The organism is Micromonospora sp. NPDC048063, from assembly GCF_043202855.1.
GTDB lineage: Bacteria > Actinomycetota > Actinomycetes > Mycobacteriales > Micromonosporaceae > Micromonospora.
Map to the genome: position 1 here is coordinate 1 of NZ_JBIDBG010000002.1, position 15,453 is coordinate 15,453.

Here is a 15,453-nt window from a genome sequence, read left to right on the forward strand (position 1 = left end):
AGGAGAAGCTGGACGGGCGGCCGGTGATGGCCGACGGCGGCTACCGCGGCAACCCCGAGGTGATCATGCCGTACCGCAAGCCCGCCGACGGCACCGATCTGCCGGACTGGAAGGAAGCCCTCAACGCCGAACACCGCACCGTCCGAGCGGGGGTCGAACACGCCCTGGCCAGGATGAAGTGCTTCAAGATCCTGCGCGACTACCGTCGCGCCGCCCACACATTGGCCGACGCCGCTTCCGGCATCGCCAACCTCCACAACATCATCCTCGCCGGCTGACCGCCGACCCCGTCCCAGGCAACGCCTTCACCCGGTTACGAGACGTCCCTTAGGGCAACAAGCTGGACCAGTTGAAGCATCGCGGAGCCGCCCGGACGGAGCTTCGGAGACGAGGTCATCACGCAATGCTCCCGCTCGGATTCAATCGACACCAGTACCCGCGACATCCGGGGCCGTGGGCTCGCTTAAAGAACCTGAGACCTCTCGCTCGCAAGGCAACCAACAGGGCATTTCGACCTGCTGGCCGTCGTGCCGCAACCAGGTGATCGTGTGCGCCGGTGTCCATGCTCGTGCGTCGGTGTCCGTCCTGATCGTCACTCACGCTCCCTCCGGTGTTCGAGAAGGTGCTCCAAGTCGTCGACTTCGCCGTCGCCTGGTCGCGGAAGGATGTTCTTGGGAGACCCGTCAGCGCGGAACGCCTTCTCAACCAGGGGCTTCGCGCAGCCATCCGAGTAATGCGACTTGTGGCTCCCTGCACGACGCTGCATGATCCAAAAGACGATGCCCCAGCCCACGAAGACGATCAGTCCTACCACGATCAACCACTGCACCCATCCCACCCCTGGACTCCCTTCGCGCTGCCGCCGACCCATACACCCGCCACAGGGTAGATCAGGCGGTAGTCAATCCGTCACACAGAGACGCTAGTCTATTTCTATGGATCTGGCGCTTCGCTCGTCGCGGGCAGCTGAGTCCCTGACCAAGTGGCTCGCGCCCCTCTCCTTCACTGACTGGTCAGCACCACGGGTCACCACGGCACTGACGCAAGGCGTTGTGGATTGGGGCGTCGCACACGGTTGGCGCGTTCGGCGGGAAGTCCCGAGCATCGCAGGCCTGCCCGGTGCCCATCCAGACCGGCCCGGCTACCTCGACGTGGTCTGTGAGCGCCTGGGAGCGCCACCGATCGCCGTCGAGATCGACAGGACCGACAAGCAATGGTCGTCACGCAAACTGCTCTGCGAAGCCGACGCGGGAGCTGTCGCAGTCTGGGTTCGCTGGGGTAGCCCTCGGACCTGGATCGTGCCGCATCCGGTCGCCCTGGTCGACATACCCACCATCCGCCGCCGCGTCGCCGGCCGTGTCCTCTACTCCCGCGCGGAGGCACACATGGCCGTTGCTGCGACAGCGCCAACACCGCCGCCCCGCTGCCGCGCCACCACGCGCAAGGGCGCTCCCTGCCCCATCGACCCACGCCCTTCCGGCCTCTGCCATGTGCACGACCCGGCGGTCCAGTGCGGCGCGAGAAAGAAGAACGGCCAGCGTTGCGGCAATGCCACCGGCGGCGCTCGCTGCGCCGCCCACCAGAACAGCCCCATGTACGACGACGCACCTACCCTGCTTTAGCCGGCGGCAGCAGCCCCGAGCGGTGTTGCCATCCCGTCTGCCGTCGACCCGCCCTCCTGGGGAGCGGGCCGCCGCCCGGTCCGCCACGTCAAGACGGCCTTGACGCACGGTCGGACGCTGGCGGGTCGGGCGGTGGTCTGCTCGGCTTGCCCGGGTCGTCGGCTGGCGGGATGGCCCGCGCAACCACCCACGGACCGCAACCCGCCGACGGGGTCTTCAACCATCTCGGAGCCCGAGCGCCCCCGCCGGAGGCGTAGTAACCGCAACCCCGCCACCGGACGCCAGCTTGCCGACGCGGCCGGCGTGCGCTCCCCTACGCCGCGCGGGCTCATGGCCGCGCGGCCCGGCCGGCTGCCGGCTCACCATCCGGTCAACGCTCCCTGTCGTTCTGCGGCGGCCCCTTGGGCTTCCCGCTTCCGCGCCAGCCGCCGGGCGTGTTGCGTGGCCGGAGTCGGAGCGCCAGCGTAGCGACGGACGCGCGCCCAGGCGGCGGCGCGTGCGGCCCGTTCAGGGCCGCCTTGAAGACGTACAGAAAGTTTGAACCACTTCGCCGGCAGCCGGCCGCCAGCTCTGGCTACTGGGACCGGCCGAACTCGGCGTAGTGCGGCTGGTCATCGTCGAGTGCGTCGAGTGCAGCTCGTACCCGGCGTGCCATGGACGGTCGGAGAAGCGGCACCGCGTCGTCGTAGGCCAGGAACCGTAGACCTTTTAGTTCGTCGTCGGTCGGCTTGAGGGCAGCGGCCTGGTCCTCGTCGAGCTGCCCGCCGTCGAAGATGAACATGATGCCGTCGGGCCAGACTCCGTGAGCCGGAATCCAGTCGACGACCAGTAGTCGGTTGACCGGGAGGTCGAGGCCGATCTCTTCGCGGATCTCCCGGCGACACGCGGCCAGTGGCGATTCGTCGGCGTCGGCCACGCCTCCTGGGATGTCGAGGAACGGCTTGTATCCGGGCACTACGAACAGCACCCTGCCGGCGGGATCACGGATCAGGGCGCCGCCGGCCACCCGCTTGCGGGGCAGCCGCCCAGCGATGCCTGGGTTGAACTCTCGTTCCGGCTCGCCTTCAGCGAGGAGGTCCTCGGCCAACGTCACGGCCTTACCGTACTGAACTCCGAGCAGGGTCATGTCATGCACCTCAGCTGGCCAGGAGCAGATCAGCGCGCTGCTGGAAGTTCCTGACGGCGGCTTGCCGCTCGTGTGGTGCGAGCTGCTGTCGAAGCTGTTTCAGGTGCTCTCGGGATCGATGAGACGTCTGTCCGGCGGCCGATTCGACTGCCGTTGTGGCGAAGGCTGTTGACTGTTCGATGTCTCCGTCAAGGAGTGCCACGCGAGCCAGTTGGACGGCACCGTAGACGCGGCGGCGGGCTTGGTCCTTCGTGTTGTCCCAGACCAATTGCAGCATGGGCCGCGCTTCCTTGGCCTTGCCCAGCTCGACCCAGCACGTCCCCGCGTGACTGGCGAACAGGACCTCACTCCAGTGCCTGCTCCATTCGGGGCCTTCCTCTGGAACGACATGGTTGAAGCTCTGCTCTGCGCGAAGCAGCGCCGCGGTGCAGCCCGCTTCGTCGCCTTGGGCGGCAAAGGATCGTGCTTCGAAGATGCATGCTTCGGTGACTGCCACCGGCATGCCGGCCCGGATGCTTGTGTCGCGGGCTACCTGGGCGAGTCGGAGTGCCTGGTCGGGTCGGCGAAGGTACAGGGCCTGGTCGGCCATGCTGGTCAGAACGTAGGCCGCGTAAGCCTGGTCGCCGGCGGCCTCCGCGAAACGCAGTGCCTGAATGAAGTATCGCTGCGCCAAAGAATGCCGTGACGTGTCGTAGGCCATCCATCCGATCAGCTCACACAGAACTGCGGTCGCGCTGAACAGTTCCCGCTCAATAGCTGCTGGCTTCGTCGCATGAACCTTCGGAATGACGCGGTCCCGCAGGTATCGCACTGCCATCATTCGGCAATGCTCGCCACCGAATTTCCGGTCAAGCCCGTCAAACGTGCTAGTCATTGCGCGGACTTCGTCTACATCTTGTGGGGAGACCAATCCGCCGCGAGTCGGGAGGTCCGTCACAGAAGCACCAAAGAGCCAGTCGAGGCAAGCCGCGTTCAGTGCCTCCGGCATGTACTTGCCGAGGGTCACGGCGGTGTGCTTCATGTCGTCGAAACGCGTCAAATCGCCGAGGGTCGACGCGGCCTGACTCAACGAGGCGCTGTAGATGAGGCCGATGTCAGAACGGACCCGGTCCGTTCCGCCGCTGAGCCCCAGCTCGGCAGCGTTCCGCGCGTATGCCTCGCACAGCAGAGAGCGGTACGGGTCAGACGCGTCTCGTTCGCCGCTTTCCCACGCTGAGATCATGCGTAGCAGGCTGGCCCGTGTCGCCAGTGAATGCCGCCCCTGCGCCAGCCGCTCCAGTTCGTGGGCCAGCCGCGCTTTCGACCAACCCTTGTCTTGTCGCGCTTGCCGTAGCGGCGTCATGAACCATCCCCGATCGGTACGCAGACACAATTCGCCCGATCCACCATGCCCTATTTGCTGGGCCGATTGCAAGGGGTGCGTCATCCCTCGTCACTACCGGCCATCCCTCGCCATGTGCGCCCTGTCTCGCCATCTGCTCGGGCGGCCTGGCATGCGTTTCTCTTGATGCACGGGTGAGAGACACCCGGGGCACCCAAGCCCTCTGCCAAAGGAGCAGACATGAAGCTGTACGTAGACACCCAGAGCAAGCAGGTCCAGGTGACGAAGGACCCGGAGCCGAAGAACGACCAGAACGGCAACCAGCGGTCGGAGAAGAACACTGGCCGGCCCATGTGGTCCACCCAGGTCTTCGTTCTCGACGAGACCGGCGGCGAGATCATCACCATCACCACGGCGGGTGAGAAGCCGGGCGTGACGGTGGGTCAGCTCGTCGCTGTCGAGCAGTTGGAGGCCATTCCGTGGGCGACCAACGGGCGTAACGGCGTCGCGTTCCGCGCCATCTCGCTGAAGCCGAAGGCTGGTACGTCGGCGGCTAAGTAGGTCCCTCGCTCACCGTGCTGTGTGAGCCTCTGGTGTCTGACGCGAAGCGGCCTGATGGTCCGCTGATCTGAGATCCAAGGTCCGGGAGTGGTTCCGACTCCTACATTCCCGGCCCGTCACCACCTGTGGTGGTGGCACCCCCGCAAGAGCTGGCGCGGGGTCGGTCCGACTCCTACATCTGCCGACCCCGTGCCCTCCAACTCATCCAGCCCAACTCGCGATTGGGAGGACGTGTCGTGTCCAAGTCTAGCCCCCGCCGCACCTTCGGCGGCAGAAGCAACGGAACGGTGACGGTCATAGAGGCCAAGGTTCACCGTTCCTCGGCCAGGAAAGCTCGCCTGGCGTTCATCCTGACGGCGGTCATCGTCGGCCTGCTCTCGGCCGTGGTGGCCGCTTCCTACATGCACCCCATCCTCGCCCTCATCGTCGGCGCGCTCATCGGCGTACCGACCGGCGCGCTGGCGTGGGTGCTGGTCCGTATCTGGCCGGTGCTGCGGCTGCTGTGGTGGTGGCTTCCCGAGATCGTGCTCACCACCGCCGCCATCACCTTCTGGACGCAGCTGGTCAACCACACCTCCGGCCCGGTGACCTTCGTGGTGGTCGCCTTGGTCGTCGGCGTCCCCGCCGCCATCCCGGCCACACGCCGCGCCCTGGTGGCCTGGACGTGGGTCTTTGTGGTCCGGCACCGGCTGCGCATGTGCTTCGCGCAGTTCATCATCGCCAACCAGTCCGGTTCGCTGCCGCTGATCCTGTGGGCCAAGCCCACCCCCGTCGGCGAGCGGGTCTGGATCTACCTCCGACCCGGCCTGTCCCTGGCCGACCTGGAGGGGCGTCTCGACCGCATCGCGGTCGCCTGCCACGCCTCCACCGCCCTGGTCGAGCGGGCCTCGGACGGCAACTCCGCCTACCTGCGGTTCGACATCAAGCGCCGCGAAGTCCTCACCGCCGATGTCGCCTCGCCGCTGATCGACGTCATCAACCCCGACACCCCGGCCACCGACCGGCCGACGCCGGTCGTCCCGACGGCTCTGGACCTGCCCGACGTCGACGCACCCACCATCACCCTGCCCACCCAGGACAAGCCGGCCGCGAAGAAGCCGGCCACCACTGCCAACGGCAGCAAGCCCGCGGCTACGTCCTCGACGCCCGAGGACGACGTCTCCGACTGGATCTAACCCACCACACCAACCGGACGCGGGGAGCCAACTTCGGCTCGTTCGTGTGGCTCCTCGCGCCCACCAACGCCCAAGGAGGGCATCTCATGACCACCACGGCACCCGCCCCCGCTGCGGGGGTTCCGGTGGGGCCTGGCCTGTCGATGTTCGACCCCATCTTCGTCGGCATCGACGAGTTCGGTCAGCCCGTCTACATCACCCTCGCCTACCGCAACCTCCTCGCCGGCGGCGAACCCGGCGGAGGCAAGAGCGGTCTCTTGAACTGCATCGCCGCCCACGCCGCCCTCTCCATCGACTCCCGCCTCGTCCTCCTCGACGGCAAGCTCGTCGAGCTCGGGCAGTGGGAAGACTGCGCGGACGCGTTCATCGGCCCCGACATCACCGAAGCCCTCGCCGTGCTGCGGCGGCTCCAGGTCGTGATGAACAACCGCTACGCCTGGCTACGCGCCCACGGGCGCCGCAAGCTCACCGCCCTCGACGGCCTGACGGTCATCACCGTCCTCGTCGACGAAATCGCCTTCTACTCCGCCACCGTCGGCAGCAAGCAGGAACAGGAAGAGTTCGTCGCGCTGCTGCGCGACCTCGTCGCCCGGGGCCGCGCCGCCGGCATCCCGGTCGTGGCCGCGACTCAGCGGCCATCGTTCGACATCATCCCGACGTCGCTGCGGGACCTGTTCGGCTACCGCGCCGCGTTCCGCTGCACCACACCCAACAGCTCGAACATCGTCCTCGGGCATGGCTGGGCCGAGCAGGGCTACTCCGCCACCGACATCCAGCCCACCAACCAGGGCGCGGCGTACCTCATCGCCGAAGGTGGCGTTCCCCGCCGCATCAAGGTCGCCTACCTCACCGACGGCCAGATCGCCGGCATCGCCGACTACGCCGCCTGGATCCGCCGACCCACCAACCTCACCGCCTCTGCCACCACGGCAGACCTGGGGGTGGCGGCATGACCACCCGCGAACGCGCCTACGCCAAGGCCAGCAACCAGCGGGCCGCCCAATACACCGAAATGTGGATCGTCGGCAGTCCCGAGGACCTGGCCGTAATGATCCAGGCCGCCACCCGCACGGGCCGGCTCGTCTACGTCTCCGCACCCCACCAGATGGGCGGAGACGACACCCGCCACCGCCGCTACCTGCGGCTCCGCTCCAACTGATCGGCCGACAGGACCAGACGCACGCCTGCCAGCAAGTGCTGGTCCTGCCGGCCTCCGCCAACAGCCCTACCGAAAGGACGTGGCTGCCATGAAGGCTACCCAGAACCCACCCACCACCGTCCAGGTCAGCCCGGCTGACCTGCTGCGGATGGCTGCCCTCTACCTGCGCCGGCACGGCTGGCACCAGGGCACCTACTACGCCAAGAACACCGACACCCTCACCCCGCCGGCCTGCGCCGCCGGGGCCATCGGCATCGCCTGCGCCGGCCACCGCGTCGAGCACTTCTCCCAGCTCGACGGCGACACCCTCGCCGACTACCTCACCGCCCTCGCGGTGTTCGTCGACTACCTCGACGCCTTCGCCCCGGTCTTCTTCATCGACGAAGACGGCCACCTCCTCGACGAACACACCTCGCCCTACTCGTGGAACGACGACCCGACCCGCACGGCCGAGCAGGTCATCACGGCCCTTGAGACGGCCGCTGACGAATGGGACCGCCTCCACCAGCAGGGAGGCGAGAACCGATGAACACCGTCAAGGCCACCTTGACGCACCTGCCGCGATCGCAACGGCGTCGGGATGTCGTCGAGAACGACGAGTTCGCCGCCTTCGCCCGGCGCATCATCCGCGCTCACGGCCGCCGTGTCGCTACCGGCGATGTGGAAGCCCTCCGCGACTTGGTCGCCCTGTCCGCCAACCTCGACGACGCCATCACCGAAGCCGTGATCGGGCTGCGGGCCTTCGGCTACTCCTGGGCCGAAATCGGCTCCCGCCTCGGCATCTCCCGGCAGGCCGCCCAGCAGCGCTGGGGAGGCCAGCAATGACCACCCTCGCCGACGCTCCTACCGGTCTGGCCGTCGAGTTCTACGACCCGACCGGCACCCGCTACGGGTTCCCCACCTTCCCCTACCAAACCGCCCCGGCTGGCCTGGCCACCCGCCGGCAACTGCGCGCCGCCGGCCTTCGTCCGGGCGGCCATGAACCGGTCGCGCAGATCCTCTGGCGGCGCGGCAAGCGCGTCGCCTACCTCTACCGCCTCGACCTCGCCCAACCGAAGCGCACCGCCACCCCCGCCCAGCGGGAGGCCATCGCCAAGGCGCTCCGCGCCCGCCGCATCTGCCGCGTCTGCGGCCTGGTGCAGCCCTACTACATCCCCCGCCGTACCGGCGGCTGCCTCGACTGCATTCCTGGAGGTGCCCAGTGACCACCACGACCGTCAACGCCGCCGCCGAGCAGCGAATGACTCCCGACGACTACGTCGTCACCACCGTCGCCGCTGACTTCGCCGACCACGGCCAGGCGGCCCACCGGGCGTTCCTCGCCGGCTACTACGCCGAGTCGATCCGCCTCATCCACCAAGCCCACCTCACCGACTGCACCATCGCCGCTGGCGACGTCTGCGCCACCTGCAACGCGATCCGGGGCGGCCTCGTCGGTCTGCTTGCCGCGCAGCGCACCGACACCACCGGCCGAGGTGACCGGTCGTGACCCGCGCTGACCACACCACCGGCACCCGCCTCGAAGGCGTCGTCCTGGTCCTCATCCTCCTCACCGTCGCTGGCTTCGCCGGTGCCGCTTCCTTCACCCACGTCAAGGACTGGACCCTCACCAACTCCCCGGACGGGACCGGGGCTTGGTTCGGCTGGGCCAACGCCGTCATCTCCGAACTCGTCCCCATCGCCGCCCTGCTCACCATCCGCCGACGCCGCCGCACCGGGGCACCGATCGGCTATCCGCTGTTCCTGCTCATCGCCGCCGCCGGCCTCTCCCTCGCCGCGCAACTCGCGGTCGCCAAGCCCGGCCCGTCCGGGTGGCTCCTGTCCGCCGTACCCGCCCTCGCCTTCATGGCCCTGGTCAAACTCGTCCTCGCCCCCGCCCCGACCGTGCGGGAAGACACCGCGCCGGCCGTCAAGCCGGCCGAGCCGATCCGCGTCCAGGTGACCGAGCAGGTCACCACCGAACCGGAACCGCCGGCTGCCATCACTCCCGCACCCGAACCGACCCCGGCACCAGAACCGGCCCCCGTCGCTGAGCCGGCCGTCACGCCGGTTGTCGAGCCGGAACCCGTCACCGCCCCGGCCGCCGAGCCGGTCGACGTCCCTGCCCACCTGCTGCCCATGGCGCGGTTCGCCGCCGTGCAGCACGAACAGGCCACCGGAGCGCCCATCACCCCGGCCGAGCTGGCCGACCGGCTCGACGTCGCCCCGGCCGTGGCCGGGCAGCTCCTCGCCATCGCCCGGGGTGCCCGATGACCATTCACCTCGTCGACATCGAACACGTCGAGCACACCTGCCCGGCCCATTCTGAACCGCACCCGTATGACACCCGCCGGACGCTCATCGACGTCACCCCCGGCGGACCCTGCCGCGCACCGGTCACCATCCGCTGCGGCAACACCACCACCCAGATTCCCTGCCACCGGCACGAGCCGGCCAAGCGCCAGTGCGGCGCCTGCCGGGTCATCGTCACCGAACGCACCATCACCACCCGCACCCTCGGGGTGTCGGCTTGATGGCGTCGACGCTGGACCCCACACCCCGGACCACCACGGCCCGGGGTGTGGGCTCGAACGCCGACGTCCCACCCGTCTACACCTACACCGCCGCCGGGTCCGCCTTCGAACGCGCCACCCGGCCGGACTACTTCGGCTGGCTGGAACATGTCCGCGCCGCCGCCGGCTGCACCCGCCCCATCCGCCTCGCCGGTCAACTCCTCACCGTCGAGCAGGGCACCGGGCGGGTTCTGGACCAGCGGCACACCGACGGCATGCCCGACGCCGCCATCTACACCGCCTGCGGCAACCGACGCGCCACCGTCTGCCCTTCCTGCGCGCAGACCTACCAACGTGATGCGTTCCAACTCCTGCGCGCGGGCCTCGTAGGCGGCAAGGGCGTCCCGAAGACGGTCGCCTCGCATCCGGCCGTGTTCGCCACCTTCACCGCCCCATCGTTCGGCCCGGTCCACGCCCGGGTCGTCCGTAAGCACACCTGCGGCAACCGACGTCGCTGCGACTGCCGTGCCGAGCCGTGCCACGCCCGCCGCGATGTCGGCGTCTGCGCCCACGGCCGCCCCGCCGTCTGCTGGGCACGCCACGAAGCCGGTGACACGGTCCTCGGTCGGCCGCTGTGCCTGGACTGCTACGACCACGACCACCAGGTCGTGTGGAACCTCTACTCCGGGGAGCTGTGGCACCGCACGAAGCAAGCCGCGCAACGCCACCTCGCCAAGCTCGCCCGTCAACGCGGCATCCCCCGCGTCGAGATCGTCACCGCCTCCGGCAACACCCGCAAGGTCGCCCCGGTCCGGCTCTCACCCGGCAAGGTCGCCGAACTGCAAGCCCGAGCCGCGGTGCACTTCCACGCCATCGCCCGCCTCGACGGCGTCAACCCAGACGACCCCGATGCGATCGTCCCGCCACCGGCCGGGTTCACCGTCGCCGACCTCATCGACGCGCTGCGCCACGCCGCCGCCCAGATCGCCTTCCACACCCCGGCACACCCCGACCGGCTCGAGGGCTGGCCGATCGCCTGGGGCCAGCAGCTCGACGTGGAGCCGATCGCCACCGATGGCACGGGTGAAGTCACCGATGGCATGGTCGCCGGCTACCTTGCCAAGTACGCCACCAAAAGCACCGAGGCCACCGGGCACACCTCCACCCGCCTGACTGCCGACACGATCGGCGACTACGCCGACCCCGACGGCGACCACACCGCCCGCCTCATCGACGCCTGCTGGCGTATCGGCCGACCCACCGGCACCCCGGTCCCCCTGTCCGAGCGGCCCCGCGACCCCCGGCCCCGGCCCGGCTTCGTCGACCCCTGGGAGTGCCCCGACTGCGGCACCCACACCCGCTACGCCGCCTGCCCCGTCTGCGTCGCCAACCGTCAAGCCAGCCTTGACACCGAACCGACGAAACCAGCGACGGCCAACCCGTACGCACGGCTACGCCGCTGGGCGCACATGCTCGGCTACGGCGGCCACTTCCTCACCAAGGGCCGCCGCTACTCGGTGACCTTCCAGCTTCTGCGGGACACCCGCGTCGCCTTCCGTCGCCACGAACACGCCCACCAGGTCGACGAGCAGCCCGGCATACCACGAACCGCCGACGACCTCGACGACACCACCCTGATCGTCGGCACCCTCACCTTCGCCGGCGTCGGCTGGCACACCACCGGCGACGCCCTCCTCGCCAACACCGCCGCCGCCATGGCCAGAGAGCGACGAACCACCGGCCGCGAAGAACTCGCCCACGAACTCGCCACCACCCCGGCCGGCACCGCGCCGGTAGCCGCGTAACCCGCCAACTAGTGAGGAGTGCAAGATCAATGGCTAGGCGCACAATCGAACCGCTCTGGACCGTCGAGGAGGTATCGGCCTACCTCGGTGTACCCGTCGCCACGCTGTATCAGTGGCGTCACCGTCGCGTCGGCCCGCGCGCATCACGCGTCGGTCGGCATCTGCGCTACGACCCGGCCGATGTACGGGCCTGGCTCATCGAGAGGCAGGCGGCTTGAAATGCCCGTCGATGATCTGTGGTATCTGGGCAAGCGTGGTTCGGACGGCAAGCGGCTGCCCTCCAAGCGGCACGGCCGGGGGAAGCGCTGGCGGGTCCGATACATCGACGACACCGGCCAGCCCAAGCAGAAGTTGTTCGAGCGCAGGGCCGACGCGGACCAGTTCGACGTAAACACTCGGGCCGATGTCTCCCGGGGCCAGTACGTCGATCCGGCCGCCGGGAAGGTTACGGTGACGGCCTACGGCGAGCAGTGGCGCAAGCACCAGTTGCACCGTGACGCGACTGCGGCGCGCATCGAGATGACCCTGCGCGTGCATGTCGAGCCGATCCTTGGTCGGATGCAGCTCGCGCAGGTCCGCCCGTCGCATCTTCAGGCGTGGGTGAAGGACCGGGCGAAGGTGCTCGCACCATCCTCACTGCGAGTCGTGTACCACGTGCTGGTCGGCATGTTCGACGCGGCGACACGTGACCGGCTGATCGGCCGTAGCCCGTGCGTCGGCATTCGGCTACCGGAGATCGAGCGGGCGGAGAGGTTCATTCCCACGCCCGACCAGGTGCACGCACTCGCCGATGCGTTCAGCGTCAAGCCGGAACCGGGCAAGCCGAGCCGGCAGCGGTACGGGGCGCTGGTGTACCTGGCTGCCGGCGCCGGCCTGCGTCAGGGCGAAGCTTGGGGCCTGGAGTTGGAGCACGTCGACTTCTTGCGCCGGGAGATCCGCATCGTTCAGCAGGTTGTCACCCCGCCGGGCAAGTCGCCACGACTCGCGCCACCGAAGACTGCGACCAGTCGGCGGACCGTGGAGATGGGCCAGGTGGTCGCCGATGCGCTCGCCCGGCACATCGAACTCTTCCCGCCGGTCGACGTGGAGGTTCTCGATGAGACGAACCCGCGTAAGCCGGTGGCTCGCAAGGCGAAGTTGCTGTTCACGAGCGGCCGGGGCAACCCGATCCAGCGCACCGGGTGGGCGTACCCATGGAAGAAGGCCGTGGAAGCGGTCGACGGGGTACCGGAGGGGTTCGGTTATCACGGGCTGCGCCACTACTTCGCCACGCTGTTGATCCAGGGCGGAGCAAGCGTGAAGACGGTTCAGATGGCGCTTGGACATTCAACGCCGATGATCACCCTGAACACGTACGCGGGGGAGTGGCCGGAGGCGATCGACCGGACGCGGAACCTGGTCGACGCGGCCCTATCGGGCGCTCGGCTGGCGGTAGCCCGGTGATGGGCCGAGTTGTGCCCGATCTGTTCCCGCGATCTTGGGTTGGCGTTGCGTCGCAGGTCAACGCGGTGGTCTGCTCCGGTTCACACATTTCCGCTGGAAGTAGTGCCGGGACGCTCCTGCGACTAGAGGGAGTAGGTGCGGGCGACCGCCAGCATCTCCGAGCTGTGCGAGCCGACCACCCCCACGCCGGGCGGGCGGGGCCGGAAGCCGGGCAGCGCGTCCAGACCGTCGCTGGCGTCCATCGCGCGCAGCGCCATCTGCCCCGCCTTCGGCGTGACGGTAAGGGTCACCTCGACGCCCTCCGGCGGTGGGGCGTGGAAGACCACGCCGAAGCCCCAGCGGCCCTCCCGGGCCTCCGCCGGCACCGACCGGCCGGCCACCTCCGCGCGTAGCACCGTCGCGGTCGCCGAGTCGACGTGCAGGGTGGCCAGGCGGACCTGGCGCTGCGGGACGAGCCGCAGGCGCAGGGTGCGCTCGGTGCCGGCGGTGGTGTCCGAGAGCACCTCCAGCTTCGGCGCGGGCAGGTTCGCCGCCTGCGCCGGACCGACGCGCAGCTCGGCGTCGCCGAGGCCGGGGAAGTCGGCGACGCCGACGACCCCGTCGACGTAGCCGTCGGTCCACGGCTGCGGGTCCTCCTCGTGGGAGAGCCAGCGGGCCTGCCCGGTGCCGGCGTCGAGGGCGTACATCAGGTGGGTGGGCGCGGGGTGTGCGGCGTCGAAGCGGTCGACGGCGAGCCCGACCCCGGCGAACACCGCCGCCGCCAGCGCGGCGGCTGCGGCCGGCAGCGCGCCGAGCCGGCGGGCGCGCAGGGCGACCATGCCCCGTTGGCCGCCGGCCTGCGGGTGCAGGAGGTCGACCACCGGCAGCGAGGCCAGGCCGAGCAGCACCGCGACCAGCGCCGCGACGCCGCCCATCGCCATGCCGAGCGCCGGGAACAGCAGTACGGCGGTGGGCAGCAGGACCACCACGGCCACCGCTGCGGCCAGGGTCGCCGCGACCACCGGCCACGGGCCGTCGATCCGCGCGCCCACCGCGACCAACCCGGCCAGCGCGCCGGCCAGGGCCGGCAGGGTGACCAGGTACGCCCCGCCGGGCACCAGCACGGCGAGCAGCACCCCGAGCAGGGCCAGCCAGCCCAGCGCGCCGATCGCGAGCGCGGCCGGGCCGACCCGGCGGCGGGTCAGCGCGTACCAGGCGAACAGGACGGCGGCGGCGAGCGCCACCACGGCCAGCCGGTACCAGGCGGGCCGGTACGGATCGAGCAGTTCGGCGTAGCCGGGGCGGACCGCGGTGACCGCCGCCCAGAGCAGTTGGGCGGCGAGCGGGGCGATCACGATCGGTGCCAGCGTCAGCCCGAACCCGGCGGCGAGCCGGCCCCCGGTGACGCGGCCGCGCCGCCGAGCCAGCCAGCCGAGGGCCACCACGGCGGCGAGCGCGAGCAGCGCCAGCGGCAGGCTCAGCCAGCCGGGGTAGCGGACCAGCCCGCCGGGCACCGGGAAGTAGGTGGCGTCGTGCCCGGACTCCAGCGCCGTCAGGTCGACCCGGCCGAACTCGCGGGCGAGGCCGAGGGCGTTGTCGCCGTGGTGCTGGAGGCTGGCCCGGTCCATGGCCGCCGGGGTGTCCAGCGGGGTGTGGTAGATCGCCCCGCCGTCGATGTACGCCGAGTTCAGCCCGACGAAGTCGGCGTCGAGGAACGCGGTGAAGTCGGTGTCGTTGGGCAGCGCCCGGTAGATCTCCACCGCGAACGACGTGCCGACCGGGTGCGGCGCGCCCCGGCCGAAGGCGTCCACCAGCGCCGCGTTGTTCCGCGAGGTCTCGAACATGATCACCGGGCCGGTGGAGCCGCGCGCCTCCAGGTTGAGCACCACCCCGCCGTCGGCCGCCAGGGGGTGGCCCGACGCGAACGCCGACGCCCCGCACAGGCACGCCTCCTCGGCGTCGGTGAGCACGAAGACGATGTCGTTGCGCGGACGGGGGCCGGCGGCCAGCGCGCGGGCCACCTCCAGGATCGCCGAGGTGCCGGCGGCGTCGTCGTTGCCGCCGGGCCCGGACTGGACCGAGTCGTAGTGCGCGACGAGGAAGACCCGGCCGGTCGGATCGGTGCCCGGGAGCCGGGCCACCACGTTGCGGACCCGGGCCAGGGTGGCGCCGCCGGCCGCCCCGCTGAGCTGGCCGGCCTCGGGCGCGACGGTGTCCTGCACCTCCGTCTCCAGGCCGAGGCCGCGCAGCACCCCCTCGACGTGGGCGCGGACCTGGTCGTTGGCCGGGCTGCCGGCCACGTGCGTCCGCGCCGCGACGACCTTGACGTGCTCGTACGCCCGACCCGCGCTGAACTCGCCGGGCGGCGCGTCGGCCGGTCGCGGCGCCGGGGTGCGCAGGTCGAGCAGCGTGCCGGCGCCGACGGCGACGAGCGCGACGAGCGCCGCCGCGGCGGCGGCCAACCGGCGGCGTGGCCGGGCGAGCGCACGGTCGGCGGCGCGGGTGGTGGGTGCGCCCACGGGGACTCCTCGGGGGTGGGGCCAGGGGTGGCACCAATCCTGCACCGGGGCGGCGCCCGCGGGACTCCCCCGGACGGGCGGGGCAGCGCCCGGGCCGCCCGGCGGCGGTGATCCGGCCCATGCCCGCGCCTGCGGCGCCCGTCGTGTTGTGTGCGAACGTTGTCTAATACAGGATCAGCAGGGCACTCGGAAGGAGCCCGACATCACCAGCGAACTTCCGCGTCTCGCGGCGGTGACCCGGCCGCACCGGG

The 15,453-nt window shown here is 70.2% G+C and carries 19 protein-coding genes; 15 read left to right on the top strand and 4 right to left on the bottom strand.

Translation table 11 applies throughout. From position 1 onward, the window contains the following. Positions 1 to 278, top strand: a 278-nt coding sequence (locus ACGFZ2_RS04705; RefSeq protein ID WP_393450287.1) for a transposase family protein, incomplete at its 5' end; no start/stop codon positions are given. Positions 279 to 592: 314 nt separating this feature from the next. Here the strand turns inward: ACGFZ2_RS04705 and ACGFZ2_RS04710 are convergent. Beyond that, positions 593 to 838, bottom strand: coding sequence for a hypothetical protein (locus ACGFZ2_RS04710; protein ID WP_393450290.1), 246 nt, complete (start codon positions 836 to 838; stop codon positions 593 to 595). Between the two features lie 97 nt (positions 839 to 935). Here ACGFZ2_RS04710 and ACGFZ2_RS04715 point away from each other — a divergent pair, with 97 nt between their 5' ends. Further along, positions 936 to 1,622, top strand: coding sequence for a hypothetical protein (locus ACGFZ2_RS04715; RefSeq protein ID WP_393450293.1), 687 nt, complete (start codon positions 936 to 938; stop codon positions 1,620 to 1,622). 574 nt (positions 1,623 to 2,196) lie between these two features. On the opposite strand, the gene ACGFZ2_RS04720 is transcribed toward ACGFZ2_RS04715, so the two are convergent. Together ACGFZ2_RS04720 and ACGFZ2_RS04725 are read right to left on the bottom strand one after the other, a co-directional pair. Next, positions 2,197 to 2,748 (bottom strand): NUDIX domain-containing protein, encoded by a 552-nt coding sequence (locus ACGFZ2_RS04720; protein ID WP_393450296.1) that lies wholly within the window; start codon positions 2,746 to 2,748, stop codon positions 2,197 to 2,199. Between the two features lie 10 nt (positions 2,749 to 2,758). Next, entirely contained in the window at positions 2,759 to 4,090 is a 1,332-nt protein-coding gene (locus tag ACGFZ2_RS04725) for a multiprotein-bridging factor 1 family protein (protein WP_393450299.1), read from the bottom strand. A gap of 219 nt (positions 4,091 to 4,309) precedes the next feature. Here ACGFZ2_RS04725 and ACGFZ2_RS04730 point away from each other — a divergent pair, with 219 nt between their 5' ends. From ACGFZ2_RS04730 to ACGFZ2_RS04790, 13 genes are all read left to right on the top strand, one after another. Then, positions 4,310 to 4,630 (top strand): hypothetical protein, encoded by a 321-nt coding sequence (locus ACGFZ2_RS04730; RefSeq protein ID WP_313724003.1) that lies wholly within the window; start codon positions 4,310 to 4,312, stop codon positions 4,628 to 4,630. Between the two features lie 287 nt (positions 4,631 to 4,917). Further along, positions 4,918 to 5,805 carry a hypothetical protein gene (locus ACGFZ2_RS04735; RefSeq protein WP_393450302.1) on the top strand — a complete coding sequence of 296 codons (888 nt, stop codon included), beginning with the start codon at positions 4,918 to 4,920 and terminating at the stop codon, positions 5,803 to 5,805. 86 nt (positions 5,806 to 5,891) lie between these two features. Beyond that, positions 5,892 to 6,758 carry an FtsK/SpoIIIE domain-containing protein gene (locus ACGFZ2_RS04740; RefSeq protein ID WP_393450305.1) on the top strand — a complete coding sequence of 289 codons (867 nt, stop codon included), beginning with the start codon at positions 5,892 to 5,894 and terminating at the stop codon, positions 6,756 to 6,758. Next, positions 6,755 to 6,964 carry a hypothetical protein gene (locus tag ACGFZ2_RS04745; RefSeq protein WP_393450308.1) on the top strand — a complete coding sequence of 70 codons (210 nt, stop codon included), beginning with the start codon at positions 6,755 to 6,757 and terminating at the stop codon, positions 6,962 to 6,964. Before ACGFZ2_RS04740 ends, ACGFZ2_RS04745 begins: the two co-directional genes overlap by 4 nt. Positions 6,965 to 7,052: 88 nt before the next feature. Beyond that, positions 7,053 to 7,493, top strand: a complete 441-nt coding sequence (locus ACGFZ2_RS04750) for a hypothetical protein (protein ID WP_393450311.1) — start codon at positions 7,053 to 7,055, stop codon at positions 7,491 to 7,493. Then, a complete protein-coding gene (locus tag ACGFZ2_RS04755; protein ID WP_393450314.1) occupies positions 7,490 to 7,789 on the top strand; it encodes a hypothetical protein in 300 nt (99 codons plus the stop codon). Before ACGFZ2_RS04750 ends, ACGFZ2_RS04755 begins: the two co-directional genes overlap by 4 nt. After that, positions 7,786 to 8,169 carry an RRQRL motif-containing zinc-binding protein gene (locus ACGFZ2_RS04760; RefSeq protein WP_393450317.1) on the top strand — a complete coding sequence of 128 codons (384 nt, stop codon included), beginning with the start codon at positions 7,786 to 7,788 and terminating at the stop codon, positions 8,167 to 8,169. The genes ACGFZ2_RS04755 and ACGFZ2_RS04760 overlap by 4 nt, the downstream gene beginning before the upstream one ends. Next, positions 8,166 to 8,453: a hypothetical protein gene (locus ACGFZ2_RS04765; RefSeq protein WP_393450320.1), complete on the top strand. Its 288-nt coding sequence runs from the start codon at positions 8,166 to 8,168 to the stop codon at positions 8,451 to 8,453. Before ACGFZ2_RS04760 ends, ACGFZ2_RS04765 begins: the two co-directional genes overlap by 4 nt. Beyond that, positions 8,450 to 9,217 carry a hypothetical protein gene (locus ACGFZ2_RS04770; RefSeq protein WP_393450323.1) on the top strand — a complete coding sequence of 256 codons (768 nt, stop codon included), beginning with the start codon at positions 8,450 to 8,452 and terminating at the stop codon, positions 9,215 to 9,217. The genes ACGFZ2_RS04765 and ACGFZ2_RS04770 overlap by 4 nt, the downstream gene beginning before the upstream one ends. Continuing rightward, positions 9,214 to 9,477: a hypothetical protein gene (locus tag ACGFZ2_RS04775; RefSeq protein WP_393450326.1), complete on the top strand. Its 264-nt coding sequence runs from the start codon at positions 9,214 to 9,216 to the stop codon at positions 9,475 to 9,477. The genes ACGFZ2_RS04770 and ACGFZ2_RS04775 overlap by 4 nt, the downstream gene beginning before the upstream one ends. Further along, entirely contained in the window at positions 9,477 to 11,261 is a 1,785-nt protein-coding gene (locus ACGFZ2_RS04780; protein WP_393450329.1) for a replication initiator, read from the top strand. Before ACGFZ2_RS04775 ends, ACGFZ2_RS04780 begins: the two co-directional genes overlap by 1 nt. Before the next feature lie 29 nt (positions 11,262 to 11,290). Continuing rightward, complete coding sequence (locus tag ACGFZ2_RS04785; RefSeq protein WP_328851534.1) at positions 11,291 to 11,479, top strand: helix-turn-helix domain-containing protein; 189 nt, start codon at positions 11,291 to 11,293, stop codon at positions 11,477 to 11,479. Between the two features lies 1 nt (position 11,480). Continuing rightward, positions 11,481 to 12,704 (top strand): tyrosine-type recombinase/integrase, encoded by a 1,224-nt coding sequence (locus ACGFZ2_RS04790; protein WP_393450333.1) that lies wholly within the window; start codon positions 11,481 to 11,483, stop codon positions 12,702 to 12,704. Between the two features lie 122 nt (positions 12,705 to 12,826). Here ACGFZ2_RS04790 and ACGFZ2_RS04795 read toward each other — a convergent pair whose 3' ends face one another. Next, on the bottom strand, positions 12,827 to 15,202 hold the full coding sequence (locus ACGFZ2_RS04795; protein ID WP_393450336.1) for a M28 family peptidase: 2,376 nt from the start codon (positions 15,200 to 15,202) through the stop codon (positions 12,827 to 12,829). Positions 15,203 to 15,453: the final 251 nt, after the last annotated feature.